The sequence below is a fragment of the Pedobacter sp. B4-66 genome (assembly GCF_018492665.1).
In the GTDB taxonomy this organism is placed as follows: Bacteria; Bacteroidota; Bacteroidia; order Sphingobacteriales; family Sphingobacteriaceae; genus Pedobacter.
Genome location: NZ_JAFVME010000013.1, coordinates 30,873 through 47,448 on the forward strand (window position 1 = coordinate 30,873; position 16,576 = coordinate 47,448).

The 16,576-nt window shown below is 39.1% G+C and carries 12 protein-coding genes; 10 read left to right on the plus strand and 2 right to left on the minus strand.

Annotated elements, in window-relative coordinates; genetic code table 11:
* The first annotated feature begins 71 nt into the window (after positions 1 to 71).
* From J1905_RS20130 to J1905_RS20160, 7 genes are all read left to right on the plus strand, one after another.
* Complete coding sequence (locus J1905_RS20130) at positions 72 to 1,409, plus strand: DUF6089 family protein (protein WP_214229020.1); 1,338 nt, start codon at positions 72 to 74, stop codon at positions 1,407 to 1,409.
* A gap of 131 nt (positions 1,410 to 1,540) precedes the next feature.
* Complete coding sequence (locus J1905_RS20135) at positions 1,541 to 1,996, plus strand: MarR family winged helix-turn-helix transcriptional regulator (RefSeq protein WP_214229021.1); 456 nt, start codon at positions 1,541 to 1,543, stop codon at positions 1,994 to 1,996.
* Positions 1,997 to 2,042: 46 nt separating this feature from the next.
* A complete protein-coding gene (locus J1905_RS20140) occupies positions 2,043 to 4,406 on the plus strand; it encodes a 3-hydroxyacyl-CoA dehydrogenase/enoyl-CoA hydratase family protein (protein WP_214229048.1) in 2,364 nt (787 codons plus the stop codon).
* Positions 4,407 to 4,426: 20 nt separating this feature from the next.
* Positions 4,427 to 5,605, plus strand: coding sequence for an acetyl-CoA C-acyltransferase (locus J1905_RS20145; protein WP_214229022.1), 1,179 nt, complete (start codon positions 4,427 to 4,429; stop codon positions 5,603 to 5,605).
* Positions 5,606 to 5,617: 12 nt separating this feature from the next.
* Entirely contained in the window at positions 5,618 to 7,408 is a 1,791-nt protein-coding gene (locus J1905_RS20150; protein WP_214229023.1) for an acyl-CoA dehydrogenase FadE, read from the plus strand.
* 188 nt (positions 7,409 to 7,596) lie between these two features.
* Positions 7,597 to 8,100 (plus strand): FKBP-type peptidyl-prolyl cis-trans isomerase, encoded by a 504-nt coding sequence (locus J1905_RS20155; protein ID WP_214229024.1) that lies wholly within the window; start codon positions 7,597 to 7,599, stop codon positions 8,098 to 8,100.
* A 1-nt stretch (position 8,101) separates the two neighbouring features.
* Positions 8,102 to 9,034 carry an FKBP-type peptidyl-prolyl cis-trans isomerase gene (locus tag J1905_RS20160; protein ID WP_214229025.1) on the plus strand — a complete coding sequence of 311 codons (933 nt, stop codon included), beginning with the start codon at positions 8,102 to 8,104 and terminating at the stop codon, positions 9,032 to 9,034.
* A gap of 24 nt (positions 9,035 to 9,058) precedes the next feature.
* Here J1905_RS20160 and J1905_RS20165 read toward each other — a convergent pair whose 3' ends face one another.
* Positions 9,059 to 10,363 carry a cryptochrome/photolyase family protein gene (locus J1905_RS20165; RefSeq protein WP_214229026.1) on the minus strand — a complete coding sequence of 435 codons (1,305 nt, stop codon included), beginning with the start codon at positions 10,361 to 10,363 and terminating at the stop codon, positions 9,059 to 9,061.
* On the minus strand, positions 10,363 to 11,268 hold the full coding sequence (locus J1905_RS20170; RefSeq protein ID WP_214229027.1) for a TIGR01777 family oxidoreductase: 906 nt from the start codon (positions 11,266 to 11,268) through the stop codon (positions 10,363 to 10,365). Before J1905_RS20170 ends, J1905_RS20165 begins: the two co-directional genes overlap by 1 nt.
* 155 nt (positions 11,269 to 11,423) lie before the next feature.
* Here J1905_RS20170 and J1905_RS20175 point away from each other — a divergent pair, with 155 nt between their 5' ends.
* From J1905_RS20175 to J1905_RS20185, 3 genes are all read left to right on the plus strand, one after another.
* On the plus strand, positions 11,424 to 12,716 hold the full coding sequence (locus tag J1905_RS20175) for a DASH family cryptochrome (protein ID WP_214229028.1): 1,293 nt from the start codon (positions 11,424 to 11,426) through the stop codon (positions 12,714 to 12,716).
* 104 nt (positions 12,717 to 12,820) lie between these two features.
* Positions 12,821 to 13,699, plus strand: a complete 879-nt coding sequence (locus tag J1905_RS20180) for a MerR family transcriptional regulator (RefSeq protein ID WP_350027991.1) — start codon at positions 12,821 to 12,823, stop codon at positions 13,697 to 13,699.
* A 66-nt stretch (positions 13,700 to 13,765) separates the two neighbouring features.
* The gene (locus J1905_RS20185) at positions 13,766 to 16,561 is read left to right on the plus strand and encodes a 2-oxoglutarate dehydrogenase E1 component (protein WP_214229029.1); all 2,796 of its coding nucleotides are present in this window, start codon (positions 13,766 to 13,768) and stop codon (positions 16,559 to 16,561) included.
* Positions 16,562 to 16,576: the final 15 nt, after the last annotated feature.

Sequence of the window (16,576 nt, forward strand, 5' to 3'; positions counted from 1 at the left end):
TGTTTGGCCTGAGTATTGAATAATGGTAGAGGAATTAAAGAATTCTGAAAAATTATTTAAAAATCCTATCTATGAAACAAAGACTATTTAAATGTTTACCCTTAGCTGTTGCAGCTCTGCTTGTTGGTGGTGCAACTCAGGCTCAGGAAAAAACAGAAGGAACAAGTTCTGATGCAACTAAATTAAATACATGGTCTATTGGTATTAATGCCGGTGCATTAGCTCCTATTTCTCCATTGGGAGGAAAGAATGATTTCTCTAACTGGAAAACTAATTTAGGTTACGGCTTATACATTAAAAAACAAATTACGCCTTATTTCTCGTTGCGTTTAGACGGAGTAAGAGGTAAATTGAAAGGTGATAATTCGGAGCCATACAAAAGCGGAGCGGTAAATGACAGCCCTCTTAGTGCTTTTGAAACTAATCTTGATTATTCGGCAAGCTTAAATGCGGTTGTGAATTTGTTTAATATTGACATGTTCCATAAAAACAATGCATTGCAATTGTATGCTTCGGCCGGTGCTGGTGTGGCTGGTTACAAAGTTAAAACTTCGACAGGTGGCGGTGCGCTAACTGATTACAGCAATGGCGAAACATTTAATGAGCTGGTTGTGCCGGTTGGTGTTGGCGCTAAATTTAAATTATCTGATAGGGTAAATCTTGATTTAGGTTGGACCATGAACTATGTTGATAATGACAATCTTGATGGTTACTATCGCGGAAGCAACGATAAATACTCATATGCTTATGGTGGTTTAGAGTTTGCTTTGGGTAGCGGTCAGAAACAACTTGCATGGCACAATCCTGTAGCTTTAACTTATGACGAAGCTTTACAGGCTAAACAAACTGCTAATGCATTGAAAAGCGATCTTGATGCTCAAAAAGCTGAAAATGCAAAATTAAGAGCTGATATGGACGGTCTGTTGAAAGATACAGATGGTGATGGTGTTGCTGATAAATTGGATAAATGCCCTGATACGCCAACAGGTGTTGTGGTTGATGGTGCTGGTTGTCCGTTAAAAGTACCTGTGCCTGTAGTTGAAAAAGTAATCATTACTGAAGCAGATCGTAAGGTTGTTGCTGATGCGATTAAAAATTTAGAGTTTGATTTAGGTAAAGCTACCATCAGATCAAAATCTTATGCTACTTTGAATCGCGTTGCATCTCTTTTGATAGAGAAAAACTTTAGCTTGAAATTAGCGGGTCATACTGATAATACAGGTTCTGATGCGTTGAATTTGAAGTTGTCTAAAGATAGGGCCGAATCTGTTAAAGCTTATTTAGTGTCGCAGGGAGCTAATGCTTCTCGCATTGAGGCAACTGGATATGGCGAAGGTCAGCCTATTGCAAGCAATAAAACTGCAGCGGGCCGTCAGAAAAATAGAAGGGTAGAGTTTACACTTTACTAGTCTAGAACGGTATTAAGTTTAAAAAGCCATCCTATTATTTAGGGTGGCTTTTTTATGTAATAATATTTTGAGAATTATAGTTGCAAACTAATTATTTATTCAATAGCTTTGTTATGCAAGCATAGTATTTAATGAAACAGCAGGAGACAATAGATTATTTTTTAAAGGTAGTGTGGCAAAATATGGCCAATACCTATAACCAGATAGCTTCTGGCTTCGGGATAACCCAGGCAATTGGTTATGTTCTGATTAATATAGACAAGGAGGGGACGGCGGTATCTCAGCTTGCCGGATTACTTGGGGTTAAGGCCACAAGTTTATCCAGGATGTTAAACAATATGGAAGAATTGGGGTTAATATACAGAGAGACTTCGGCTGGAGATAAGCGATCGGTTAAGGTTTACCTTACCGATTTTGGTCGCGAGAAAAGGCAGCTGGCAAAAGGAGTTGTTATTTCATTTAATGAGTACTTAAACGCAAACTTAAACTCTCAGGAAAAGAACAATTTGATACTGTCCTTACAGAAATTAAATAAACTGACTTTAGCTTATAAAACCCCTGTTGAAAATGGGGTAGATAAAGGCTAGTAAAGTAGCTTGATAATCATTAAAAGCATAAAATATACTGATGGAAATGATAAACAAAAAGATAAATAAGGTAGCGGTATTGGGATCCGGAATTATGGGATCGCGTATTGCCTGTCACTTTGCAAATATAGGTGTTGAGATCTTGTTGTTAGATATTGTGCCAAAGGAGGGCCCCAGAAATGGCATAGTGGATACGGCATTACAGACAGCTGTAAAAACTAATCCCTCGCCAGTTTATTCTAAGAAAGTGCTTAGCAAAATTACTACCGGTAATTTTGATGATGATATGTCGAAAATTGCAGGTTGTGATTGGATTATAGAGGTTGTTGTAGAGAATCTGGATATTAAGAAAAAGGTATTTGAGCAGGTTGAGCAACATCGCAAGCCGGGTACTTTGGTTACTTCGAATACTTCGGGGATTCCGATTCATATGATGGCAGAGGGTAGAAGTGATGACTTTAAAGCGAATTTCTGCGGAACGCATTTCTTTAATCCTCCTCGTTATTTAAGGTTACTTGAAATTATACCTTCTCCACATACCAAGCCTGATCTGGTAGATTTTCTGATGCATTATGGCGACAAGTTTTTAGGTAAAACCACGGTTTTATGTAAAGATACGCCTGCGTTTATTGCTAACAGGGTTGGAGTGTATTCTATCATGTCGCTGTTGCATCTGGTTGAAAAGATGGAGCTGACGGTAGAGGAGGTAGATAAATATACTGGTCCGGCATTGGGCAGACCGAAATCGGCAACTTTCCGTACTACTGATATGGTGGGATTAGATACTATGATTAAGGTTGCTAAAGGACTTTATGATAATTGTCCGGATGATAAAGCTCACGATCTTTTTAAGCTTCCGGCTTATGTAGAAAAAATGGAAGCCAATAAATGGTTGGGTGATAAAACCAATCAGGGCTTTTATAAGAAAACAAAAACAGCGGAAGGCAAGACTGAGATTCTTGCGCTCGATTTGAAAACGCTGGAATACAGACCTCAGGTAAAAGTTAAGTCAGCTACGCTTGATTTGACTAAACCAATTGAGAATGTGCGCGACAGAATGAAAGTTTTTGCTGCGGGTAAAGACAAAGCCGGCGAGCTTTTCAGGGCTTCGTTTTTTGGTTTGTTCGAATATGTGTCTGACAGGATTCCTGAGATTTCTGATGAACTATATAGAATTGATGATGCCATGCGTGCCGGTTTCGGATGGGACTTAGGTCCGTTTGAAGTTTGGGATGCGGTGGGTATTGCAGCGTCTATAGAAGGCATGAAAAAGTATGGACACGAGGCTGCGGTCTGGGTTCAAGAAATGCTTGCTGCTGGAAATACATCGTTTTACAAGGTAGAGGATGGGGTTCGTAAATATTATGATATTCCTACTAAGAGCTATAAAGCGGTTCCGGGTGCTGAGGCGTTTATCATCCTTGATAATTTAAGAGCCAACAAGGTGATCTGGAAAAACTCTGGTGCTTCTATCATTGATTTGGGTGATGGAATTATCAACGTAGAGTTTCATTCGAAAATGAATACCATTGGCGGCGATACTTTGCAGGCCATTAATAAAGCCATTGATATGGCAGAAAAGGACTATAGAGGGGTAGTGATTGGTAATGATGGTGCAAACTTTTCGGCCGGGGCTAATGTAGGAATGATCTTTATGATGGCGGTTGAGCAGGAGTGGGACGAGTTGAATATGGCGATAAGGATGTTCCAAAATACGTCTATGCGCATCAGGTATTCTTCTATTCCGGTGGTTGTTGCGCCGCATAATCTTACGCTTGGCGGTGGTTGTGAGTTTAGCTTACATGCTGATCATGTGCAGCTTAATGCCGAAACTTATATGGGGTTAGTTGAGTTTGGTGTAGGTGTTATTCCTGGTGGTGGTGGTACCAAAGAGTTTGCTTTAAGGGCTTCTGACGAGTATAATGATGATCAGATTGTTCAGAATGTGCTTAAGGATAGGTTTTTAACTATCGGTATGGCTAAGGTTTCTACTTCGGCTGTTGAGGCTTTTGAATTGGGTTATCTTCAAAAAGGGAAGTATTCTATTTCTATGAATAGAAGCAGGCTTATTGCTGATGCAAAAGCAAAGGCAATTGAACTTGCTGATGCTGGGTATACTAAGCCGGTTCAGCGTAAGGATATTAAAGTATTAGGCAAACAGGGCTTAGGTATTGTTTACGCGGGTGCGAATACCATGTATTCTGGTCATTATATTTCTGAGCATGATAAAAAGATCTCTGAGAAATTGGGTTGGGTGATGTGTGGCGGTGATCTTTCGTCGCCAACAGAAGTGACCGAACAGTATTTGCTTGACCTGGAAAGGGAAGTGTTTTTATCGTTATGCGGTGAAAGGAAGACTTTAGAGCGTATTCAGAGTATAGTTACAAAAGGTAAACCGCTTAGAAACTAAGCTATTTAATAGATATAGACATGCAAGAAGCATATATAATAGCAGGATATCGTACCGCAGTGGGCAAGGCTCCGCGTGGTGTATTTCGTTTTACAAGGGCCGATGATTTGGCTGCTGAAGTGATCAGACATTTGGTGGCATCCGTGCCGAATCTTGAAAAGGAACAGATTGATGATGTAATTGTGGGTAATGCAACTCCAGAGGCCGAGCAAGGACTGAATATTGGTCGTATGATTTCGCTGATGGGTTTAGATACGGATAAAGTGCCGGGGGTTACCATCAACAGGTATTGTGCATCGGGTTTAGAAACTATTGCTACAGCGGTTGCCAAAATTAAAAGTGGCATGGCTGATTGTATTATAGCCGGTGGGGTTGAGGTGATGTCGGGTATGCCATTTGGTGGATGGAAAGTTGTTCCGAATGCTGATGTTGCTCGGGTTAATCCGGATTGGTATTGGGGCATGGGGCTAACTGCTGAGGCGGTAGCTAAAGAATATAATGTGAATAGAGAAGATCAGGATGAGTTTTCTTATCTGTCGCATCAGAAAGCTGTTGAAGCTATTAAAAATGGTCATTTGAAAGATGGTATTTTACCTATTACGGTAAATGAAAACTATCTGGATGCGGATATGAAAAGGAAAACCAGGAGCTATGTGGTGGATACTGATGAGGGTCCAAGGGCTGATACTTCGGTAGAGAAACTGGCTAAGTTAAAGCCTGTGTTTGCTGCGGATGGTTGTGTTACTGCGGGTAATTCTTCGCAAACATCTGATGGTGCGGCATTCGTATTGGTTGTTTCTGAAAAGAAAATGAAGGAATTGGGTGTTGAACCTATTGCACGTTTGGTAAGTTATGGTATTGCCGGTGTACCTCCTCGTATTATGGGAATCGGGCCTATTTATGCTATTCCTAAAGCTTTGAAACAGGCAGGTATGACACTTGATCAGATTGAATTGATTGAATTGAATGAGGCCTTTGCTTCTCAATCGTTGGCGATAGTGAGAGAATTGGGCATCAATAAAGATATTTTAAATGTTAACGGAGGTGCTATTGCACTTGGTCACCCGCTTGGGTGTACCGGAGCCAAGCTTTCTGTGCAATTGTTTAGTGAATTAAAAAGAAGAAAACAGAAATACGGTATGGTAACCATGTGTGTGGGTAGTGGACAGGGTGCGGCCGGGATTTTTGAAATGCTTTAATCTTATAGGTATATGGAAACTACAGACAAAAAGACTATTAAGGGTGGAGAGTTTTTGATAACGGAAACCACTTATCAGGATGTGTTTATTCCTGAAGAATTTGATGAAGAGCAGAAAATGATTGCTCAAACCTGTCGTGATTTCCTTGTGGCAGAGGTATACCCGAATCTTGATCGTATTGATTCGCAGGAAGAAGGTTTAATGCCTTCGTTGATGGATAAAGCAGGGGAGCTGGGTATTCTGGGGGTATCTATACCTGAAGAATATGGTGGTTTTGGAAAGAACTTTAATACTTCGATGCTGGTAGCTGATGTTATTGGTGCAGGTCATTCTTTCGCTGTTGCCCTTTCTGCACATACCGGGATTGGCACTTTGCCTATTCTGTATTATGGAAATGCTGCCCAAAAAGATAAATATATTCCTAAGCTGGCTACCGGCGAATGGAAAGCTGCATATTGTTTAACGGAACCAAATTCTGGTTCTGATGCTAACTCTGGTAAAACAAAAGCTAAACTTAGTGCTGATGGTAAACATTATGTGATCAATGGTCAGAAAATGTGGATTACCAATGGTGGTTTTGCTGATGTGTTTATTGTGTTTGCTAAGATTGATGATGATGCCAACTTAACAGCCTTTATTGTAGAGCGTGAGTTTGGTGGTATTACCATGAATCCTGAAGAACATAAAATGGGTATAAAAGGCTCTTCGACCAGACAGGTGTTTTTTAACGACTGTCCTGTACCAATTGAGAACATGTTATCTGAGCGTGAAAACGGATTTAAGATCGCTGTAAATATTTTAAACATTGGAAGGATTAAACTTGCAGCTGCGGCTATCGGTGCTTCTAAAGCTGTTATTGATACGGCTATTAATTATTCCAATGAGCGTATTCAGTTTGAAAGACCTATTTCAAAGTATGGTGCTATTCGTCATAAACTTGCCGAGATGGCTTCTAAGGTTTATGCGGTGGAATCGGCAAATTATCGTGCAGGTCAGAATATTGATGATGCTTATGATACATTGGTTTCAGGTGGCATGGATGCCGGTAAAGCTAAATTGAAATCTACAGAGCAGTTTGCTGTTGAGTGTGCGATATTGAAGGTGTGGGGATCGGAAGCGTTAGATTTTGTTGTTGATGAGGGTGTGCAGATTTATGGTGGCATGGGATTCTCGGCAGAAGCACCAATGGATAGGGCTTATCGCGATGCGAGGATTAACCGAATATTTGAGGGCACCAACGAGATAAACAGGTTGCTTACCGTTGATATGATGTTGAAGCGTGCAATGAAGGGCGAATTGGATTTGATGACGCCTGCAACTGCGGTTGCTGCTGAGTTGATGTCTATCCCTGATTTTGGTGAGGAGGATGATACTTTGTTTGCTGCGGAAAAGAAGATCATTAAGAACTTGAAAAAGGCGACTTTAATGGTGGCTGGTGCTGCGGTTCAGAAGTTGATGATGAGTTTGTCTAAAGAACAGGAGATTTTGATGAACATTGCAGACATGGCTAGTTATGTTTATGTGGCTGAATCGGCAATGTTGAGAACTGAAAAACTGGTAAGTATCAGGGGAGAGAAGGAGTGTGAAGGGCAGTTGAATTTGATGCGAATCTACTTTGTAGAGGCTGTTGATGCGGTTCAAAAAGCTGGTAAAGAGGCACTTTGGGCTTTTGCTGAAGGGGATGAATTGAGGATGATGATGGTTGGTTTACGCAGGTTTACTAAAGCAGAACCGTTTAATGTTAAGAATGTACGCCAAAATGTGGCACAGCAGTTGATAGCTGCTAATAGATATTGTTACTAACTTACTATACACTAGAGGTAACATTTCATAAATAAACTGGGCGCTCCTAAATATTTTAGGAGCGTTTTTTTTGTTACTCGTGATGTTAAGGCAATTCAGCATGACGGCGATGTCGCTACTCTACCTACTAATTGTTAAAATTGGTTAAAAATTGTTCTATCACTAATAAAAGACTATTTTTGTGCATTATGTTAAAAAATAGGCTTTTATTAGGGTTAGTTGTCATTGTCGGCGTATTCGCTGCGTGTACGAAGCCTGAGGTCTATGATGCAAATGCTCAGCTTGCGATTGATGAAGCGATAATTAAAGATTGGGCTGCAAAGCATGAGGCTACCTTTACGAGAGATGATAGTGGATTATATTATCGGATTTTAACTCCGGGCACTGGCCCTGATGATGGTGATACAACTGCTATCCTAACTGTAGAGTATGAGGGGCGATTGATGACTGATTCAATTTTTAGTAAGGCTAGTGCGGACAATCAGTATAAGTTTGTTCGAAATAGTGTAATGCCCGGCTGGATAACTGGCTTGAAGCTGATTAAACCAGGCGGGAAGATAGAGTTGTTGGTGCCTTCATTGCTGGCATATAAGAATTACGTTACTCCCGGAGTACCGGCTAATTCTGTATTGTATTTTAATATTAGTTATAAATCAGTTGAAAAAGCTAAAAAAGAAGATAAAACAAAATAGTATGTTAAAAAAAATAACCTCATATACCTTTATTCTAGCGGGTTTGATTCTCCTAAATTCTTGTAAGAAGGAATATGAGTCCATTCAAAGTATAGATGATACTAAAATAAAAGACTACATCTCTAAGAATAATATTACGGATGCAATTGAGGATCCTGATAAAACAGGATTTTATTATCAAATTACAAGCCCAGGTACGGGAGAATTTTTTAAGGCTGATGGTACTGCTGACTCAGTGTTATATAGCCTTTCTATAAAATCGTTGCTTAACGGTACTACTTACTATACTACTTCTCCAATCACTAATTTTGGAACTTATGTGGGGTATGCAAGTTCTTTTAATTATTCAGCTAATGAGAGGCCTTTGAGTATTCCATGTTTAAGAACAGTATTGCAAAAACTTAAACCAGGTGGGGTTGCAAGAATTTTATTGCCATCATATTTAGCTTTTGGTAAGAATGGATCTACCGCATTGAATGTTCCGTCGAATGACAATATTGAATTGACAGTTACTACTTATCCTCAGAAATCTCAGAGGTTATTGGATGATAAGAGAATTACAGACTTTTTAACTTCAAAGGGTTTAACGGCTACAAAAGACCAACCAACCGGAGTTTATTATTCTGTTATACTTGCAGGTACTGGTGATGCACCAATTGATGTTTCTTCGAGTTTGAAAATTAATTATACAGGACGTAATTTGGAAGGAACTGTGTTTGATTCTAGTACTGACGGAACATTTACAACTACCTTATTGCAAGTTATTTCTGGATGGGAAGTGTTGAAAGACATTCCTGGAGCAAGAAAAGGTGCGAAAATAAGACTTTTTATTCCATCTTCAGAGGCTTATGGAACTTCAGGAAGTACGACTGGAACTATTCCTCCAAATGCTTGTTTAGATTTTGATATTGAAATAGTTGACGTTACTAATTAATTGGTTGAAATAACTTGGATGAGCCTATTCGTTTAGGGCATCTTTAAAAACTTTTAATACTCTTTCCCTTGCAAAAGCATGTTCAATTATAGGTTGGGCATGCTTTTTTGCTTTATATTCGGGCAGCCAATGGTTGATGTAGGCTTGATCAGGGTCGAACTTTTTGGCTTGAAGCTCTGGGTTGAATACTCGGAAGTATGGTGCGGCATCGTTTCCGCATCCGCATGACCATTGCCAACCTCCAATATTGCTTGCCATTTCGTAGTCTAATAGTTTTTCTGCAAAATAGGCCTCGCCCCAGCGCCAGTCTATTAGCAGGTGTTTGGTTAAAAAGGAAGCCACTACCATACGCACCCGGTTGTGCATATATCCGGTTTGATTGAGCTGTCGCATACCTGCATCTACTAATGGGTAGCCTGTTTTTCCCTGGCACCATGCTTCAAAATCTGATTCGTTGTTAAGCCATTTAATATTGTCGTAAGCGGGTTTAAAGGATTGGTTGACGATTCGGGGGAAGTGCCAAAGAATCATCATATAGAAATCTCTCCATGCAAGTTCAGATAGCCATTTATCGGCACCTTGTTTTAAAGCTTGTTGTGCAGCTTCTCTGATGCTTATTGTGCCAAAGCGGAGGTGCATACCGATATGCGTGGTGGCATCTATACCAGGAAAATCTCTTTTGTCTTCGTAGTCGGCAAGCTTACTCTTGAAACTTGTCGATGGGAATTTTTGGTTTGATGGTTTGAATCCTATTTCTGCTAACACAGGAATAGGGAGCGGGGCTGTTTTAAAGAGATTGTTGAGGTATCTGTTTGATGGGTAGGACTTAATGTAAAACTCATTCAGCTTAGCTCGCCATTGATTGAAATAAGGAGTGAAAACAGTATAGGGTTTGCTATCAGCTTTTAATATTTCTTTCTTTTCAAAGATGACCTGATCTTTAAATGTTTTAAACTCAATTTGTTCAGAGGTAAGGTATTCTGCTAATGCATCATCTCTTTCAATTGCATTGGGTTCGTAGTCGTGATTGGTGTAAACAGCTTTTACATTGTAGGTTTTTAAGATTTCTGTCCATACTTTTTCTGGGGTGCCATGTTTAACAACTATGGTAGATCCATGTGTAGTAAGTTCTTTTTGGATTTCCTGAATTGTCTGATGTATAAAGGTTACTCTTGGGTCTTGCTCGTTAGAAAGCTTACTGAGAATCTTGGTGTCAAATATAAAAAGGATGAGTACGGGGTATGGGCCTTTAAGTGCTTGGTAAAGTGCTGCATTGTCGTTTAACCTTAAATCTCTTCGGAGCCAGCAAATGCTTATTTCTTTTTTCACTATTTGTAAATGTCGTTCAATGCATCTTCCAGATGCGTATATTTAAATTTAAAACCTGCATCCAGTAACTTTTGTGCAGATGTGTTTGTGCTAATGAGGGGCAATATGCTCATTTTTCCGAGAATCATGTCCAGTACTTTTTCGGGTACATGAATTGGCCATACTGGGCGGTTTATTGTTTTGGCGATGGCTTTAGTTAGCGCTTCGTTGGTTACGGGAAAAGGTGCGCAAGCGTTGTAAGCCCCCTGGTATGAAGGATTCTCTACAGCTGAAATAAACATGTTTACAATGTCGTCAACATGTACCCATGGTGTCCATTGCTTTCCGCTGCCAAGTGGTGCACCAACAAAGTAACGGATGGGTCTTTCTAAGGCGGCTAGTCCACCTTCTGATTTACCAAGCACAAAGCCTATTCTGAATTTAACTATCCTTAAGTCGGGCGAGGCACCTTCATCGACGGCATCTTCCCATAATTTGCAGCATCTGGCAAGAAAACCGGTACTGGTTCCTGATTCTTCAGTTAGGATTTCATCTCCACGATTTCCATAGTAACCGATAGCTGAAGCAGAAATAAAGGTTTTTACTGGCGATTGGGTTTCTTTAATGGTTTTATGAAGTAGTTGGGCCGACATTACCCTACTGTCTATAATCTGTTGTTTGCGTTCTTTTGTCCATTTTTTATCGGCAATGTTTTCTCCTGCCAAATGAATTATGGTATCTATTCCTTGTAGGCAGTTTGGGTCTATTTGCTGCTTGTAAACGTCCCATAAATAAACGGTTGCATTTTTTATACTAGTAGCTTTCCTGGTTAGTACAGAAACTTTATGACCGTTATTGTGGAGGGCATTTATTAACTTTTTGCCTACCATTCCGGTCGCTCCTGTAATCAAGATTTGATTTTTCATACTTCAATAACCTATTGTTTGAACTTTAGTTTTGCAAAAAAGGCTTTTTATACCATTCATTTGTTTCGCTAGTGTAAATATTGGCGTTATGATTCTTATTCGGATAAAAAATCGTATATTTTTGTAAATAGTACACAAAACTCAGTTGCAAGTTAATGAAGTCTAAGAAAATATTGGTGTGGTTCAGGAATGACCTTCGCTTACATGATAATGAAATGTTAGTTGAAGCAATTGCTAAATCAGATTGTATTTTGCCAATTTATTTCTTTGATCCGCGACATTTTGAGAGTACTTCATTTGAAACAGAGAAGACAGGGGTGCGTAGAGCGCAGTTCTTGTTGGAGAGTGTTTTGTCGCTAAGAACAGCATTTCAAAAATTAGGTGGTGATATACTGCTGATTCAGGGTAAACCTGAGGAGCATATACCGGCTATTGTTGAGCAGTTAGAGATTTCGGAAGTTTATCACCATAGAGAGGTTGGACCAGAGGAGACTTTAATATCTACTCATGTAGAGGATATCCTGTGGAAGCAAACTATTAATTTACGACATTTTATAGGACATACACTTTACAATAAAGAGGATTTGCCTTTCCCTATCAAAGATATTCCTGATGTGTTTACTCAGTTTAAAAAGAAAACCGAGCGCGATGCTATTGTGAAATCTTGTTTTGAATCGCCTTTAGAGGTTGCTTTTGTTGAAAATGAAAATTGGGGTGCATTGCCTTCGTTGCTAGAGTTAGGTTTTGCTGAAGCTAGTTTTGTGAATTTCGATAATGAGTTGAAAGGGGGAGAGCTGGCAGGGTTAGCGCACCTGATGAAATTACTTGAGCCGGGTTCAGAGATTTACGTTAAATATAGCCCAAAAGTAGCTGCAGAGAAGCCTGGATTTTCTTCTGAAATTTCTGCATGGCTTTCGTTTGGTTGTCTTTCGCCAAGAAAGGTTTACTGGATGGTTAAAGAAGCCGAAGCAAGTTTTGGTACAAATCCTAATTTTAATCAGATTCTAGTCGGGTTGCTTTGGCGAGATTATTTTAGGTTCATGTTTAAAAAGCATGGAGTTAAGTTTTTTCAGGAAACTGATTTTGAAGAGCTAATTTTATCTCCCGTTGAAGTTGATGAGGTTGTGGTTAGGAAATGGAAAAATGGTGAGACAGGACATCTGCTTGTTGATAGACATATGAAGGAGTTGAATGACTCCGGGTTTATTCTTCATGCTGCACGTTTAATTGTTGCCACTTTTCTGATTCATGTTTTAAAGGTTCACTGGACAATCGGTGCTGCATATTTTGAAGAAAAACTGATTGATTATGCTCCTGCAAGTAACTGGGGGAACTGGGCAAATGTAGCTGGTGCAGGTTTAGATCTTAAATCGAAGAATGCTTTTGATCTTGATAAACAAATGAAAATTCTGGATGTGGTATCTCCCGATGCAGCATCTCTTGTCTGATATTTTTACTTAATTTCTTTGCTTTTTTGAATTAGCTATTGCAAAAATGTTAAACAAAAATTGTTTTTTAAACAAACTTGTCTAACATTTGTTGTTCAAATAGCGTGAAAAAATTCTCCATTAGCGATATAGAAGGCCTCATAGGCATAAAAGCGCATACCATTAGGGCGTGGGAAATCCGCTATAACCTTGTTCCACCTAAACGGACATTAACCAATATCAGATATTACGATGAGGATGATTTAAAGGCGCTTTTAAATATTGTTACGCTTAATGAAAATGGTTACAAGATTAGCAAAATTGCTAAAATGAGTCGGAAGCAGATTTCAGATCTGGTTATTCAGCTTAAAGCCGATTGGAATAATGATTCGGTACAGATACTAAGTCTTTCTAATGCTACCGTTGATTATGATGAAGTTGCTTTTTCTGAGATTTTGGCTGGTTGTATTACGGAAATGGGCTTGATTAAAACAATGGACCTTGTATTGTTTCCTTTTATGAAGAAGGTTGGTATGCTTTGGCAAACCGGAGCTATTGATCCTTCTCATGAGCATTTTGCTTCTAACCTGATTAGAGATCGTATAATTGTTGAGATTGATAAGGTTGAAAAACCACATAAAGATAGACCCAAACGATTTTTGCTTTTTTTACCGGAGGCCGAGATGCACGAGGTAGGTTTGCTGTTTGCCAGGTTTTTGTTGAAAAACTGTGGACAGGATACATTGTATCTTGGTTCAGGAATTCCTTATGCTGACCTGAAAAAAATAGTGGCTTCTTATCAGCCGGACTATTCGTTTATTGTGTTGACTTCATTAAATTTGGGTAAGGATATCAATAAAATTGTAGGAAAGGTGATGGATAATCTGAACGTGCCCTTGTTAGTGGCAGGGAGTTTGATATCAGAATTTGATATTCTTGTGAAGGATCAGCTAACGCCATTGAAAAATGTTTGTGATATGGTTGATTTTCTTGAAGATTTATAAGGAAGTTTACCTGTTTATTAAGGTAAAAAATCCTAATTTTGCAACACTTATAGCAATTCACACATAATGGATAATTTATCTTATCTCAACGGCGCAAATGCCGAATACATAGAATCCTTATATCAGTCTTATAAACAAGATCCTAATTCTGTTGAGTTTGGTTGGCAAAAGTTTTTTGAAGGCTTTGATTTTGGAAGAGGGTCTTCAGGAACATCGGTTAGTTCGGAGACTCCTGAGCATTTTTTAAAGGAAATTAATGTCCTTAATTTAATCAATGGATATCGCCAGCGTGGTCACTTATTTACCCAAACCAATCCGGTAAGGGAAAGACGTCACCATTTGCCTACTTTGGACATGGAAAACTTTGGATTGGCAAAGTCGGATCTGGACACTGTATTTAATTCTGGGATTGAGATTGGTATCGGAGCAGCTAAGCTTAGTGATATCATTGCTTTTCTAAAGCAAACTTACTGTGGCTCTATTGGTGCAGAATATAAGTATGTACGTACTCCTGAAATTCTTTCATGGATTGAACACAAAATGGAGAGTGTACGCAATACTCCAAATTTCTCTATCGAAGAGAAAAGAAGGATATTGAAGAAATTGAATGAGGCTGTTAGCTTTGAGAATTTCCTTGGAACTAAGTTTCTTGGTCAGAAGCGTTTTTCTCTTGAAGGAGCTGAAGCTTTAATTCCTGCATTGGATTCAGTAATTGAAAAAGGTGCGGAACTTGGAATTGAAGAGTTTGTAATTGGTATGGCTCACAGAGGACGCTTAAACGTTCTTGCCAATATCATGCAGAAAACCTATAAGGATATCTTTGCTGAATTTGAAGGTAAAGGTTACAGTGCTGAATCTCCTTTTGGAGGTGACGTAAAATATCACCTTGGTTACTCAACTGACGTTACTACGAATAGTGGTAGCAGTGTACATTTGAGTTTATGCCCTAACCCTTCTCACCTGGAAACAGTGAATGGGGTAGTAGAAGGGATGACCAGATCTAAAATTGACTTTAAATACGGCGGCGACAATGCACGTATTGCACCAATTTTAATACATGGTGATGCTTCTGTTGCAGGACAGGGTATTGTTTATGAAGTAATTCAGATGGCTGGTTTGGATGGTTATAAAACAGGTGGTACAATTCACTTGATTATTAACAACCAGATTGGTTTTACTACTAATTATAAAGATGGTCGTACCAGTACTTATTGTACTGATATTGCTAAAGTAACTTTATCTCCGGTATTCCATGTGAATGGTGATGATCCTGAGGCTTTAGTTTATGCGATTAATTTAGCAATGGAATATCGTCAGAAATACAAAAATGACGTGTTCATTGATATTTTATGTTACCGCAGATTTGGCCATAATGAGGCTGATGAGCCAAAGTTCACTCAACCACTTCTATACAAAAGTATAGAGAAGCATGCTAATCCACGTGATATTTATATTCAGCAGTTGATTGGTGAGGGTAAACTTGAAGCGAGTTTAGCTAAGGAAATGGAGAAGGAGTTCCGTGGCATATTACAGGAACGTTTAAATGAGGCAAAAGCGGTAACTTCTACTTATAGTGAAGTGAAATTTGGCGGTGCATGGTCAGACATGCGTTTAGCTACGCCTAAGGATTTTGAAACTTCGCCAAATACTGCTGTTAAGAAATCAACACTACTTGAAGTAGCAAAAAGAATAAGTACGCTTCCATCAAACAAAAAGTTCTTTAAGAAAATAGAGAAGCTTTTTGATGAGCGCAGTAAAATGGCAAATACTACTCACGTGTTCGACTGGGCAATGGGTGAGCAATTGGCTTATGGTACTTTGCTAGCTGAAGGAAAAAGAGTGCGTTTAAGCGGACAGGATGTAGAGCGTGGAACATTCTCTCACAGACATGCCGTTATAACTCTTGAAGATTCGGAAGAAGAATATATCCCATTGGCAAACATTTCTGACCAACAGGCTCCGTTTGATATTTACAATTCGCATTTATCTGAATATGGTGTACTAGGTTTTGAATATGGTTACGCAATGGCTAACCCTAATGCGCTTACCATTTGGGAAGCTCAGTTTGGTGACTTCTTTAATGGAGCGCAGATCGTTGTGGATCAGTATATTGCAAGTGCAGAAACTAAGTGGCAACGTGAAAATGGATTGGTAATGTTATTGCCTCATGGTTATGAAGGACAAGGGCCTGAGCACTCGTCTGCAAGGATTGAGCGTTTTATGGAGCTTTGTGCTGATTACAATATGCAGGTAACTAACTGTACTACTCCGGCTAACTTCTTCCACGCATTACGCAGACAGTTTAAACGTGATTTCAGAAAGCCATTGGTAGTGTTTACTCCTAAGAGCTTACTGCGTAATCCTCAGTGCGTTTCGAAACTTGCTGAGTTTACTGATGGTAAATTCCAGGAGGTTATTAATGATGAAAACGTTAAAGCTGCTGACGTTAGAAGAGTGTTGTTCTGTTCTGGTAAAATCTATTATGAGTTGTTAGAAAAACAACAAAAAGAAGGGATTAAAGATGTTGCTATTGTTCGTGTTGAACAGCTTTATCCTACTCCTGTAGATCAAATGGAATCTGTATATACGAAATACAAAAATGCTAAAGAAGCAGTTTGGGTTCAGGAAGAGCCAGAGAACATGGGCGCTTGGCCATATTTGTTACGTAAATTAAGAAGAACTATCTTTAGTGATATTGAACTGATTTCAAGAAAAGAAAGTAGCAGTACTGCTACTGGATTTGCAAGACAACATGCAGATCAACAATCTTATATTTTAGCTAAAGCTTTTGAAGCTCCTGTTTCTGAAGTGGATAAAAAGATTGCTAAAAAATCAGTGAGTAAAGTTTATAATGTAGATTAGAAAAAATAATACATC

Excerpts from the sequence above, each read along its gene's own strand:
- J1905_RS20150 (WP_214229023.1), top strand. The coding sequence starts at position 5,618 with ATGGAAACTACAGACAAAAAGACTATTAAGGGTGGAGAGTTTTTGATA.
- J1905_RS20170 (WP_214229027.1), bottom strand. The coding sequence starts at position 11,268 with ATGAAAAATCAAATCTTGATTACAGGAGCGACCGGAATGGTAGGCAAA.
- J1905_RS20175 (WP_214229028.1), top strand. The coding sequence starts at position 11,424 with ATGAAGTCTAAGAAAATATTGGTGTGGTTCAGGAATGACCTTCGCTTA.
- J1905_RS20155 (WP_214229024.1), top strand. The coding sequence starts at position 7,597 with ATGTTAAAAAATAGGCTTTTATTAGGGTTAGTTGTCATTGTCGGCGTA.
- J1905_RS20185 (WP_214229029.1), top strand. The coding sequence starts at position 13,766 with ATGGATAATTTATCTTATCTCAACGGCGCAAATGCCGAATACATAGAA.
- J1905_RS20135 (WP_214229021.1), top strand. The coding sequence starts at position 1,541 with ATGAAACAGCAGGAGACAATAGATTATTTTTTAAAGGTAGTGTGGCAA.
- J1905_RS20140 (WP_214229048.1), top strand. The coding sequence starts at position 2,043 with ATGATAAACAAAAAGATAAATAAGGTAGCGGTATTGGGATCCGGAATT.
- J1905_RS20130 (WP_214229020.1), top strand. The coding sequence starts at position 72 with ATGAAACAAAGACTATTTAAATGTTTACCCTTAGCTGTTGCAGCTCTG.
- J1905_RS20145 (WP_214229022.1), top strand. The coding sequence starts at position 4,427 with ATGCAAGAAGCATATATAATAGCAGGATATCGTACCGCAGTGGGCAAG.
- J1905_RS20160 (WP_214229025.1), top strand. The coding sequence starts at position 8,102 with ATGTTAAAAAAAATAACCTCATATACCTTTATTCTAGCGGGTTTGATT.